Genomic DNA, 12125 nt, shown 5'->3' on the forward strand with positions numbered 1-12125 from the left:
CTTTCCGTCGTGACCACCAGTACCCCCGGAGCCACCGAGACCGAACTCGGCCGCACGCGCCGCGCCCGGAAGATCGGCCGGGTGCTGACCGAGACCCACCCCGACGCACACTGCGAGCTGGACCACGCCAACCCGCTGGAGCTGGCCGTCGCCACGATCCTGTCCGCGCAGTGCACGGACAAGAAGGTCAACGAGGTCACCCCGAAGCTGTTCGGCCGGTACCCGACTGCCGCCGACTACGCCGGCGCCGACCGGTCCGAGCTGGAGGAGCTGATCCGGCCCACCGGCTTCTACCGGAACAAGACCGACTCGCTGATCAAGCTGGGCCGGGGCCTCGTCGAGCGGTACGACGGCCGGGTGCCGGGGAAGCTCGCCGACCTGGTCACGCTGCCCGGGATCGGCCGCAAGACCGCCAACGTCATCCTCGGCAACGCCTTCGACGTCCCCGGCATCACCGTCGACACCCACTTCCAGCGGCTGGTGCACCGCTGGCGGCTGACCGACGAGACCGACCCCGTCAAGATCGAGCACGCGATCGGCGCGATGTACCCGAAGCGCGACTGGACGATGCTGTCGCACCGGATCATCTTCCACGGCCGGCGGGTCTGCCACGCCCGCAAGCCGGCCTGCGGGGCCTGCACCCTGGCGAAGCTCTGCCCGTCGTACGGGACGGGGCCGACCGAGCCGGCCCTCGCCGCGAAGCTGCTCAAGGGCCCCCGGGCGCGGGACCTGGCCGCCGCCGCGGGCGTCGACCCGGAGCTGGTGCCGCAGCAGGCGGTCGTGGCGGAGGCACCGTGAAGCGTCGCCTCGCCGCATTGCTCCTGCCGCTGGCCCTGCTCGCCGCCGGCTGCACGGCCTCCTCCGGGGAGCCCGCGCCGCCCGCGCCCCGGAAGAACACCAGGCCGTCGCCGTTCGCCGCCTGCGTGGCCCTGACCGCGCCGCCGGCCACGGCAGCCCCGACGCCGACCGCCTCCGGTGCCGCGCCGACCCCGGCCACCCCGACGCTGTCTGCTTCCGGGGCCGTGCCGCCCGGCTCCGGGGCCGCGCCGGCCGGCGGGTCGGTGCTGCCCGAGCTGACGCTGCCCTGCTTTACCGGTGGCGACCCGGTCGCGCTGCGGGACGTCCGGGGGCCGGCGGTGATCAACCTGTGGGCGTCCTGGTGCCCGCCCTGCCGCAAGGAGCTGCCCGCCTTCCAGCGGCTCAGCGAACGCGCGGCCGGCCGGCTCCAGGTGGTCGGGGTGAACGCCCGGGACAGCCGGGACGCCGCCCAGTCGATCGGCGAGGACTTCGGCATCCGCTTCCCGGTCCTGTTCGACCAGGGCGACAGCCTGAGCCGGGGGCTCAACCGCAACGCCATCCCGCTGACCGTGTTCGTCGACGCCGACGGCCGGGTCCGGCACGTCGACGTGTCCGGGGCGCTGGACGACACCCGCCTCGCCGAGCTGGTCCGCCGACACCTCGGGCTGGTGGTGTCCGCGTGACCCGACCGCCCCCGCCCTGGATCGACCCGCTGCTGGCCCGGCTCGGCAGCGCGCGGGTCGAGGACTTCACCCGGATCGCCACCCCGAGCAGCGGCGGGCGGGAGAGCGCCGTGCTGGTGCTGCTGGCCGAGGAGCCGGGGGCCGGCCCGGACGTGCTGGTCCTCCAGCGCGCCGCGACCCTGCGCAACCACGCCGGGCAGCCGGCCTTTCCCGGCGGGGCGGCCGACCCGACCGACGCCGACTCCGCCGCCACCGCGCTGCGCGAGGCCAACGAGGAGGTCGACCTCGACCCGGCCAGCGTGACCGTGCTGGCCGAGCTGCCGAAGCTGTGGATCCCGGTCAGTGACTTCGTGGTGACCCCGGTGCTCGGCTGGTGGCACCGGCCGCACCCGGTGCACCCCCGGGAACCGGCCGAGGTCGCGCACGTCGCCCGGCTGCCGGTCGCCGAACTCGTCGACCCGGCCAACCGCATGCGGGTACGCCACCCGAGCGGCTGGATCGGCCCGGCCTTCTCGGTGCGCGGCATGCTGGTCTGGGGCTTCACCGCCGGGGTGCTCGCCACCCTGCTGGAGATGGGCGGCTGGGCCCGACCCTGGCCGCGCGACCGGGTTATGGACCTGCCGCCCACCGGTGCCGCCCCGGCGCCGTCGGCCGGCACCGACTCCGTCGACGAGATGGCCGGCCCGCTCACCTGACGTCACGTTCCGCGAGCGGCGGTCCGCCGCCGAGCCCGGTGCCCGTACCCTTGGGGCGTGTCCGCCGTGGATCTCGTCCTGCTGCTGCTCATGCTCGTGTTCGCGATCAGCGGATACCGTCAGGGCTTCGTCATCGGTGTGCTGTCGTTCTCCGGCTTTTTCGTGGGCGCCCTGGTCGGACTCCAGGCCGGCCCACTGCTGGCCCGTCAGTTCGCGGACAGCGGCGCCCGCGTACTGATCTCCCTCGTCGCGGTCTTCGGGCTGGCCGTGGTGGGCCAGGCGCTGGCCGGTTGGGTCGGCTCCCACCTGCGCCAGACGATCACCAGCGACGTCGGCAAGCGGGCCGACGACATCGGCGGGGCGCTCGTCTCGCTCGTCGCGGTCATGCTGGTGGCCTGGCTGGTGGCCGTGCCGTTGGGCTCGTCGTCCCTGCCCTGGCTCGCCTCCTCGGTGCGCAACAGCGCGTTGCTCACCGTGGTCGACCGGGTGTTGCCGGACAAGGCGCAGGAGTTGTCCAACGCGCTGCGGGACACGGTCGACACGAACGGCTTCCCGGACGTCTTCGGTGACCTCGCGCCCACCCGGGCCCGGCAGGTCGATCCGCCCGACCCGGCGCTCGCCGGTTCCCAGGTGGTCGCCAACGGCCGGCGCTCGGTGGTCAAGGTGCTCGGCTCCGCGCCGAGCTGCGCCCGCCGCATCGAGGGCTCCGGCTTCGTGTACGCCGACGACCGGGTGATGACCAACGCGCACGTGGTGGCCGGCACCCGGTCGGTGTCCGTGGAGCTGGACGGCAACCGGTACGACGGGGAGGTCGTCGTCTACGACCCCGACCGGGATCTGGCCGTGCTGCGGGTGCCGGGCCTGCCCGGCCCGTCCCTGCGCTTCGCCGCCGGCAACGCGGGCAGCGGAGCGGACGCGGTCGTGCTGGGCTTCCCGCTGGACGGGCCGTACAACGCCCAGTCGGCCCGGGTGCGGGACGTCGACCGGATCACCGGTCCGGACATCTACTCCTCGGGCGATGTCACCCGGGAGATCTACACGATCCGGGCGCTGGTCCGCAGCGGCAACTCCGGCGGCCCGCTGCTCTCCTCGAACGGCCTGGTGCTCGGGGTGATCTTCGCGGCGGCGGCCGACGACCCGAACACCGGCTTCGCGGTGACCGCGGCCGAGGCCCGCCCGGTGGCGCTGGCCGGCGCCGAGCGCACCCGCGCCGTCGGCACCGGCGACTGCACCTGACGCGGCCCCGACTGCACCTGACCCGGCCCCGACTGCACCTGACCCGGCCCCGACGGCACCTGACCCGGCCCCGGCTGTACCTGACCCGGCCCCGGCCCCGGTCAGGCGGCCGGGACCTTGGCCGTCCGTCCGGCGGCGGGCAGCCTCTCCCGGCCCCACCGCACCCCGCGGTCCAGCACCGCCCGCGCCATGATCAGCACACAGGTGCCGCCGTTGAGGAACGACGCGACCACGTCGCTCGGGTGGTGCATGCCCCGGTACATCCGGGTCAGCGCGACGCCGACGGGCACCAGCACCAGCAGCGTCCACCAGGCGACCTTCGCCGGGGTGCTGCGCGCCCGCAGGGCCAGCAGCACCGCGATGCCGACGTAGAGCGCCACCGCGGCCGAGGTGTGCCCGGACGGGAAGCTGGAGGTGGGCGGGGAGGTGTCCATGTGCTCGACCGCCGGGCGGCGGCGGTCGATGGCCATCGTGGTCAGCAGGAAGACCAGGGCCTGCGCGCTGACCGCCGCGCACAGGAAGACCGGTTCCCGCCAGCGGTGCAGCACCAGCCGCAGGACCACCGCCACGATCACGGTGACCAGCACGATGACCTGGGTGCTGGCCAGCGTGCTGAACACCAGCGAGACGTTGTTCCAGACCTCCGTGCGGTCGGCGGCCAGCTCACGGTTGACCGCGTCCTCGGCGGTGAACGGCCAGGTGCGCTCGAACACCAGGGTGACGAGCACCCCGAGCAGCACCATGACGGAGAGCAGCAGGCCCACGGGGAGCACCACCCGCTTGAGACCCTGGACCAGCACATCGGACATGGCCCCGCCAGTACCCGACCGGGTCGGCCGCTACGCCTGCCCGCCGCCCGGGCCCGGCCGGCACGCCCCGTCGGCCAGTTCGGGCTCGACGCCCTCCGTCGCCGGGTGCGACGGGCGGTGGCCCGTACGGGCCCGCCAGGTGCGGAAGGCGGCCGTCGTGGCGGCCACCGTCGCAGCGCCCAGCAGCCAGCCGCCGACCACGTCGCTGGTCCAGTGCACGCCCAGCGCCACCCGGCTCACCCCGGTCAGGCCGGCGACCACGAAGGCGGCGGCCCACAGCGCCCACCGCGCGGCGGGGCGCTCCCTGGCGTACGGGAGGAAGATCAGCATTAGCACCCCGGCGGCCAGGGTGGCGTTCAGCGCGTGCCCGGAGGGGAACGAGTAGCCGGCGGCCCGGGCCACCGGGTCGAGCAGATCCGGCCGGTCCCGGCCGACCAACAGCTTGAGCAGCGCGTTGAGCAGCCCGCCCACGGCCATCGTGGTGACCGCCCACCAGGCCAGCCGCGGGGCGTGCCGGGTGAACAGCCACACCACCACGGCGAGCACGGCGACCCGCAGCGGGCCGGGGCCGAAGGCGTGGGTCCACACGGTCATGAATCCCACCCAGCCGGGATGGTCGACGGCATACCCGTGCAGGGCGTGGGTCACCGAGGCGTCCAGCCGGTGCAGCGGTGCCCAGGAACCCAGCACCAGCAGGGCGAGCAGGGCGAACGGCACCAGGACCAGGAAGGCCGCGCCGGCTGCGAGGGTGAGCCGCAGCCCCAGCGACCGGTCCTGGTCGAGGCGGCGGGCCCGCCACGACGGGGACGTCGACCCGGGGGTGTGCTGACCGGACGTGCTCATGCCACATCCCTACCCGGCCGGGTGCCGGATCAGACCGGCCATCACCGATGGAACCCGGCGGCGGCCATCGGTCAGCGGACCGACCGGCGGATGCGACGGCCCACCAGCACGGCCCCGGCGGCCAGGGCGGCGGCGACGGCGACGCTCGTCCAGAGCCGTTCCGGGTCGGAGTCGTCCGACCCGCCGGCCGGCCGGGCCGTCCAACGGGTCTGCTGGCGGGGCGCGGTGAAGCCGAGCGGGTCCGCGCCGGCTCCGGCGACCGGCTCCTCCTCCGCGGTGCCGGGTGCCGGGCCGAAGCCCACCACGCCCGGGGAGGAGTGGTCGTCGAGCGGGTTGCGCCGCACCGACGGCACGTCTGCGGTGAGCGCGGCGACCGGGTCGACCATGCCGTACCCGAAGCGGTCGTCGCGGCCGGCGGGCCCGATGTCCCGCGCGGTGCTGATCAGGCGGTTCACCACCTCGCCGGCGGACATCTGCGGCCAGCGGGCCCGGACCAGGGCGGCGGTGGCGGCGACGAGCGGGGTCGCGAAGCTGGTGCCCTGCACCCGCCAGTACCCGCCCGGCCGGGCCCCGACCAGGCCGGTGGCCGGCGCGGTGAGGATCGTGGCGTGGCCGGTGATCGAGCCGGACCAGAGATTGTCGCTGGCGCGTTCCAGGCCGGCGACGGCGATCACGCCCGGCTCCCTCGCCGGGTACCAGACCTTGGTGTCGGAGGACGCGGCCAGGTTTCCGGTGCAGGCGACCACCACCACGTCCCGGGCGAACGCGTAGTCCAGCGCCGCCGCCAGGGCGGGGCTGTCGCCGCCACCGCCGAGGGACAGGTTGATCACCCGGGCGCCGTTGTCCACGGCCCAACGGACCCCCTTGGCGACGATCATCGCGTCGTCGTACCGGTTCTCCTCGTCGAGGACCCGCACCGGGAGGATCTTCGCGTCGGGGGCCAGCCCGACCGCGCCGCGTTTGTCGTCGTCGCGCCCGGCGATCAGGCCGGCCACCGTCGTGCCGTGCCCGACCGGGTCCGGGCCATCGTCGGTGTCACCGTCGTCGACCAGGTCGATGCCGGGCAGCACCTGACCGGCCAGGTCCGGGTGCGAACCGTCCACCCCGGAGTCGATCACCGCCACGGTGACGCCGCGCCCGGTCGAGGTGCGCCAGGCGGTCGAGGCCCGCAGCTCGTCGAGCTGCCACTGCTCGTCGCGGACCTGGTCGACCCGGGCCGGCGTGTCCACCGGCGACACCCGCCAGGGCGTCGCCCCGACCGGCGGCGCGGCGAGCGGGGCGTAACGGGCGGGTGCGGCGTGGTGGGCCGGCGCGGCGAGCGCCGACGGCGGAACCGGATCGATGAGTGACACCGCGAGCGCCGTCGCGCCGAGCAGCGCGTGGCGGGTGAGCCGTCGCGCCGTCGTCGAACAGCCCTGCCGATCCCCAGTCACATTCCCAGCCATTCATCGCGGCGGACACATGCTGCTCGGAGATTACCGGTTTTCCCCTCCGCCACACGCCGATCCCGCAACAGGTCACCGGAACGCCGCCGGCCCGGGGCGGTGCTGGCGTTCACTGCGGAGGGAGATGGGCGAGCTGGACCAGGCGTACGCCCTCCCGCCGGGTCACCAGCCGGGCCCGTCCGGGCGGGAGCGGGCCGGGCCGGACCTGGCCGACCAGCGGCCCCTCGTCCGAGCTGCCGGCCATCACCAGGCCGGGGGCGGACAGCTCGCGCAGCCGTTGGAGGAACTGGTCGTAGCCGCGGGTCGCGCCGCCGGCGCGGCGGGCCAGCACCAGGTGCAGACCGATGTCCCGGGCCTGCGACAGGTACTCCTCCAGCGCACGCAGCGGGTTGACCGGCCCGCTGGCCACCAGGTCGTAGTCGTCGACCAGCACGAACAGTTCCGGCCCCGACCACCACGACCGCTCCCGCAGCTGTGCCGGGGTGATGTCCGAGCCGGGCAGCCGGCGCTGCATGTACCCGGCGGCGGCCTCGACCAGGTCGACGGTGCGGGCGGCGTCGGTGCCGTAGCCGATCTCGTGCTCCGTATCGATGGCGCCGAGCAGGCTGCGCCGGTAGTCCACCAGGATCACCCGGGCCTGGTCGGGGGTGAACCGGCCCACGATGGTGGCGGCCAGCGCCCGCAGGAACGACGACTTGCCGCACTCGGCGTCCCCGAAGACCAACAGGTGCGGTTCGGTGGCGAAGTCGAGCACCACCGGACGCAGGTCCGCCTCGGCGATCCCGACCGGCAGCGCCAGCCCGGACGTGCCGGCCAGGTCCAGCTCCGCGTACGGCAGCACCGGCGGGAGCAGCCGGACCCGGGGTGCGACCGGCCCGGTCCACGCCCCGGCGACCGCCTTCACCAGCGTGGCGGTCTCCCCGTCCGGCCCGGCCAGCCGGGGCAGCGCGGCGAGGAAGTGCAGGCCCTCACCGGTGATGCCCCGGCCTGGCGTCTTTTCGGGTACGCCCGCCGCAGCCGCCCGCCGGACCAGCAGCGAGTCCGACGGGTCGCCGAGCCGCAACTCCAGTCGGGAGCCGAAAAGGTCCCGGACGGCGGGGCGGAAATCCGTCCAGCGCAGCGAGCCGGCCACCACGTGCAACCCGTACGACAGGCCCCGGGTGGCCAGCTCGGTGACCAGGGGCTCCAGGTCGTCGTACTCGGCGCGCAGGGCGCCCCAGCCGTCCACCACCAGGAACACGTCGCCGAACGGGTCGGTGGCCGGCTGGCCGGCGACGGCGAGGGCGGCCCGCCGCTGCCGGTACGCCGCCATGGACTCCACCCCCAGCGCGGCGAAGTGGCGCTCCCGGTCGGCCAGCAGGGTGGCCATCTCACCGACGGTGCGCCGCACGGCGGTCGGATCGGTCCGGCCGGACACCCCGCCGACGTGCGGCAGGTCGCGCAGCGCGGCCAGCCCTCCGCCGCCGAAGTCAAGGCAGTACACCTGCGCCTCGACGGGCGTGTGTGTCAGCGCCAGCGCGAGGACCAGCGTGCGTAGCAGGCCCGACTTGCCGCTCTGCGGACCGCCGACCACGCCGACGTGCCCGGCCGAGCCGCCGAGAGCCAGCCAGAGCAGGTCCCGACGCTGCTCGAACGGCTTGTCGACGACGGCCACCGGCACCTGGAGCGCGCCGTGCAGCTCCGGGTTGGCGGAGCCCAGCCCGCGCGCCGGGTCGGCGCCGACCGGCCCGAGCAGCTCGTCGAGGGTGGGCGCGTCGCTCAGCGGCGCCAGCCACACCTGATGGGCCGGCGGGCCCTGACCGGCCAGCCGCCCCACCAGCACGTCGAGCAGGCTCGCGGCGCCGGTGTCCGCCTCGGCGGCGGTCGTCGGGGCGGGCGCGGCCGGCTCCGACACCGGCACCGCATGGGTGGAGAAGGCGAGCAGGCGGGGCACGCCGGCCCCGCCGCGCCCCGCCGCGCCGTCGGGGCGACGCAGCGCCCCGGAAACGTACGCGGCCTTGAAACGCACCAGCGGCTCGGTGCCGAAGCGCAGGTAGCCGTGCCCCGGCGAGCGGGGCAGCTCGTGCGCGTCGGGCACCCCGAGGACCGTCCGCGACTCCAGCGCCGAGAAGGTGCGCAACCCGATCCGGTACGACAGATGGGTGTCCAGGCCGCGCAGCCGCCCCTCCTCCAGCCGCTGACTGGCCAGCAGCAGATGCACCCCCAGCGACCGGCCCAGGCGGCCGATCTGCACGAACAGGTCGATGAAGTCCGGCTTGGCCGAGAGCAGCTCGGAGAATTCGTCGCAGATCAGCAGCAGCGACGGCAGCGGGGCCAGTGGGTTGCCGGCGGCCCGGGCCCGCTCGTAGTCGCGCAGGCTGGCGAAGTTCCCGGCCCGGCGCAGCAGCTCCTGGCGGCGGACCAGCTCCCCGTTGATGGCGTCGACCATCCGGTCGACCAGCGGCAGCGCGTCGGCCAGGTTGGTGATCACCGCGGCGGTGTGCGGCAGCCGGTCGAACGAGGCGAAGGTGGCCCCGCCCTTGAAGTCGACCAGGACGAAGTTCAGCTGCTCGGAGCTGTGCGTGGCGGCCAGCCCGAGGACCAGGGTGCGCAGCAGCTCCGACTTGCCGGAGCCGGTCGCCCCGATCAGCAGCCCGTGCGGGCCCATCCCGTCCTGGGCGGACTCCTTGAGGTCCAGCTCGATCGCCCCGCCGTCGGTGCCCACCCCGATCGGCACCCGTAGCCGGTCCCGGGCCGACCGGGGCCCCCAGCCCTGCTCGGCGCTGAAGCCGGCCGGGTCACCGATGCCGAGCAGCTCGGGCAGGCCCAGCTCGGCGTTGACCGGGGCGTCCGGCCCGCGTACGGCGGTGGCCAGCCGCAGCGGGGCCAGCCGGCGGGCGACCGCCTCCGCGTCGGCGGGCGCCAGCCGGTCGGCGGCGCCCACCTCGGCGTGCCCCTCGACGGAGTGCGAGTCCAGCCGGCCGCCGCGCAGGTCGAGCAGGAGGGCGTACCGGTCGAGCAGGCGCGGCGGCGGGGTGTCCAGGTCGACGATGGTGACCGCGTCGATGCCGCCGTCGCCGATGAGGTCGGTGGCGCCGGTGAGGTCGCCGCCGTCGAGCACCACCACGACGTGCGGGCCGTCGGTGGCCGGGCCGGCCGGGCTGAACCGGGACCGGCTGGCCAGCACGTCGTCGAGGAGCCGTTCCAGCTCGGGGGCGGAGCTGGTGACCAGGCGGACCGGGCCGACGGCGTCGACGCGGGTGGGGTGATGGGCGTGCGGCAGCCACTTCACCCACTCCCAGAGGGCCCGCCGCTCCGGGCCGGCGCAGACCGCGACCAGCAGCTCGTCCGGCGCGTGGAAGACCGCGAGCTGGGTGAGCACGGCCCGGGCCAGGGCCTGGGCGTCGGACGAACCGGTGTCGGGCCGCACGCGCCCGTCGGCGCCCCGGACGGCCGGCTCGCCCCGGACGTAGACCCGGGCGAAGCTGCGCAGCGACAGCGCCACCGGCAGGTCCGGCACCACCGAGTACGCGTCCAGGAACCGGCGCAGCGCGCCGGCGGTCATCGGCTCCAGCTCCTCCAACGGCCGGGTGACCGGCGGGACCAGCGGGGTGGCCAGGGTCTGCGGGCCGAGGCCCACCCGGACCACGGCGAAGTCCGGGTCGGCCGGCCGGCGCTCCCAGATCCGGTGGCTGTCCACGGTCGACCAGAGTCGGCCCGGGTCGGGGTGCCGGTAGTGCAGCCCGGCCCGTTGCTGCCCGGCGGTCCGCCTCACCCGGCGGCGCAGCGCGGTGAGGTGCCGCAGGTACTCCCGCCGGGCGGCCATCATCTCCGACTTCTTCGGGGTGCCGGAGGCGCTGCCCCACGAGGTCACCAGCATCGCCACGGAGGACAGCCCGAACATGCCCCCGACCACGTACGAGTAGGCCCCGCCGCCCCGGCCGAACATCATCGCCATCGCGACCGTCCCGCCCAGCATGGGCAGCACCATCAGCGCCTGCTGCCAGCGGCTGCCGGTGACGGCGGGGATCTCCGGCGGCGCCTCGACGGGCAGCTCGCCGACCGGGATCTCCGGCGCGGGTCGCCGGGGCGGTCGCTTGATGACGACAGTGGACACACGCCCTCCCAGAGCGCTCGGTAACCCGAGCCTGGCTCATCGTAGGTAAAGTCCTGTCGTCCGCGCAGCCGCCATCCCCCTCGATACGGAGAAGCGTCGATGACTACCGGGCTGGCCCGTGTCACGATCAGCGCCCCCCAGCGCCGGGTCGACGTCGCACTGCCGGAGCAGGTCCCCCTCGCCGAGCTGCTGCCCGAGGTGCTCCGGCACGCCGGCGAGGGGCTGGCCGACGCCGGGGAGCGGCACGGCGGCTGGGTGCTGCGCCGCACCGACGGCGCGGTGCTGCTCACCGCCCAGGCGCTGCTGCCCCAGGGGGTCCGCGACGGCGAGGTGCTGCATCTGGTGCCGGCCCGCGCCGAGTGGCCCGAGCTGGAGTACGACGACGTGGTCGAGGCGATCGTCGACGGGGCCCGCCGCCGGGGCGCGGCCTGGTCGCCGGCCGCCACCAGGGCCGCGGCCCTGGCCGGGGCGGCCGTCCCGCTCGCCGTCGGGCTGCTCGCCGTGCTCGCTGCCGGGCCTGGGCACCCGGCCGGTTGGCAGGTCGCGCTCGTGGTTGCGCTGCTGCTCACCGTCGCCGGCGCGGTCGCCTCCCGGGCGTACGGCGACGGTGCCACCGGCGCCACGTTGGGCGGCTACGCCCTGCCGTACGCCGCCACGGCCGGGGCCCTCGCGGTCAGCTCCGGCGACCAGGTCGGCGCGTTTGCGCCGCTGCGCTGGCTGGGTGCCCCCGAGCTGCTGGCCGGCACGGTGGCGCTGCTGCTGGTGGCGCTGCTCGGCCTGCTCGGGGTGGCCAGCCGGGTCCGGGTCTTCGTGGCGGGCGCGACCGTCGGGGCGGCGGGCGCGACCGTCGCGCTGGGCGGGCTGGCGCTGCCGGCCGAGGGTGCCGCGGCGGTGCTGGTCTGCGTCCTGGTCTTCGCGCTGGGCGGGCTGCCGCTGCTGGCCATCCGGCTGGGCAGGATGCCGCTGCCGCCGATCACCCTGCCCGGCGACGGGAGCCCCGGTGCCGAGACCGCCCGGGACCTGCCGGACCGGGCCCGGGTGTACGCCGCAGTAGCCCGGACCGAGGAGATGCTGACCGGGATGCTGATCGGACACGCCGTACTGGCGGCCGGGGCGGCGGCGGTGCTCGCCGCGACGGGCGGGACGGCCGGCCGGCTGCTGGTGGCGGTCGTGTCCGTCGTGCTGCTTCTGCGTTCCCGGCTATTCGTGGCGCTGCGCCACCGGGTGCCCCCGGTGGCCGCCGGGCTGGCCGGGGCCGCCCTGCTCGGCGGGGTGCTCGCCGTGGGCTCCGGCCCGGCCGGAGGGCTGCTGCTGGCCGTCGGGGGGCCGGTCGTGGCCCTGGTCGCCGTGGCCGCCGGCACCACGTCCGCCCGGCGGCCCGTGTCGCCGTACGTCGGTCGGCTGGCCGACCTGACCGACACCGCGCTGGTGGTCTCCGTGGTGCCGGTGGCCTGTGCGGTGCTCGACCTGTACGAACGGGCCCGGGGGCTGCTCGGCTGAGCGGCTCCCGGGCCCGTCGA

9 protein-coding genes are annotated in these 12125 nt (G+C 75.6%); 5 read left to right on the plus strand and 4 right to left on the minus strand.

What is annotated here, in order from left to right:
- Positions 1 to 9 precede the first annotated feature (9 nt).
- From nth to ACFYZF_RS00565, 4 genes are read left to right on the plus strand one after another with little or no spacing between them, the layout of a single operon-like run.
- The gene (nth, locus tag ACFYZF_RS00550) at positions 10 to 798 is read left to right on the plus strand and encodes an endonuclease III (protein ID WP_387014196.1); all 789 of its coding nucleotides are present in this window, start codon (positions 10 to 12) and stop codon (positions 796 to 798) included.
- Positions 795 to 1481: a TlpA family protein disulfide reductase gene (locus tag ACFYZF_RS00555; RefSeq protein WP_387014198.1), complete on the plus strand. Its 687-nt coding sequence runs from the start codon at positions 795 to 797 to the stop codon at positions 1479 to 1481. Before nth ends, ACFYZF_RS00555 begins: the two co-directional genes overlap by 4 nt.
- Complete coding sequence (locus ACFYZF_RS00560; protein ID WP_387014201.1) at positions 1478 to 2176, plus strand: NUDIX hydrolase; 699 nt, start codon at positions 1478 to 1480, stop codon at positions 2174 to 2176. Before ACFYZF_RS00555 ends, ACFYZF_RS00560 begins: the two co-directional genes overlap by 4 nt.
- Before the next feature lie 57 nt (positions 2177 to 2233).
- On the plus strand, positions 2234 to 3412 hold the full coding sequence (locus tag ACFYZF_RS00565; protein WP_387014204.1) for a MarP family serine protease: 1179 nt from the start codon (positions 2234 to 2236) through the stop codon (positions 3410 to 3412).
- Positions 3413 to 3513: 101 nt separating this feature from the next.
- Here the strand turns inward: ACFYZF_RS00565 and ACFYZF_RS00570 are convergent, their stop codons facing one another.
- The 4 genes from ACFYZF_RS00570 to eccCa all read right to left on the minus strand — a co-directional run bounded on the left by ACFYZF_RS00570 (position 3514) and on the right by eccCa (position 10605).
- Complete coding sequence (locus ACFYZF_RS00570) at positions 3514 to 4221, minus strand: phosphatase PAP2 family protein (RefSeq protein WP_387014208.1); 708 nt, start codon at positions 4219 to 4221, stop codon at positions 3514 to 3516.
- A 30-nt stretch (positions 4222 to 4251) separates the two neighbouring features.
- Positions 4252 to 5064: a phosphatase PAP2 family protein gene (locus ACFYZF_RS00575; RefSeq protein ID WP_387014211.1), complete on the minus strand. Its 813-nt coding sequence runs from the start codon at positions 5062 to 5064 to the stop codon at positions 4252 to 4254.
- Positions 5065 to 5135: 71 nt separating this feature from the next.
- Entirely contained in the window at positions 5136 to 6509 is a 1374-nt protein-coding gene (gene mycP / locus ACFYZF_RS00580; protein WP_387014214.1) for a type VII secretion-associated serine protease mycosin, read from the minus strand.
- Between the two features lie 109 nt (positions 6510 to 6618).
- Complete coding sequence (eccCa, locus tag ACFYZF_RS00585) at positions 6619 to 10605, minus strand: type VII secretion protein EccCa (RefSeq protein ID WP_387014216.1); 3987 nt, start codon at positions 10603 to 10605, stop codon at positions 6619 to 6621.
- Between the two features lie 99 nt (positions 10606 to 10704).
- On the opposite strand from eccCa, the gene eccD reads away from it, so the two are divergent.
- Positions 10705 to 12105, plus strand: a complete 1401-nt coding sequence (gene eccD / locus ACFYZF_RS00590; protein WP_387014218.1) for a type VII secretion integral membrane protein EccD — start codon at positions 10705 to 10707, stop codon at positions 12103 to 12105.
- The last annotated feature ends 20 nt before the right edge of the window (positions 12106 to 12125 follow it).

This window comes from Micromonospora sp. NPDC001898 (assembly GCF_042891255.1).
Taxonomy (GTDB): Bacteria; Actinomycetota; Actinomycetes; order Mycobacteriales; family Micromonosporaceae; genus Micromonospora.

Excerpts from the sequence above, each read along its gene's own strand:
- ACFYZF_RS00570 (WP_387014208.1), bottom strand. The coding sequence starts at position 4,221 with ATGTCCGATGTGCTGGTCCAGGGTCTCAAGCGGGTGGTGCTCCCCGTG.
- ACFYZF_RS00575 (WP_387014211.1), bottom strand. The coding sequence starts at position 5,064 with ATGAGCACGTCCGGTCAGCACACCCCCGGGTCGACGTCCCCGTCGTGG.
- mycP (WP_387014214.1), bottom strand. The coding sequence starts at position 6,509 with ATGGCTGGGAATGTGACTGGGGATCGGCAGGGCTGTTCGACGACGGCG.
- eccD (WP_387014218.1), top strand. The coding sequence starts at position 10,705 with ATGACTACCGGGCTGGCCCGTGTCACGATCAGCGCCCCCCAGCGCCGG.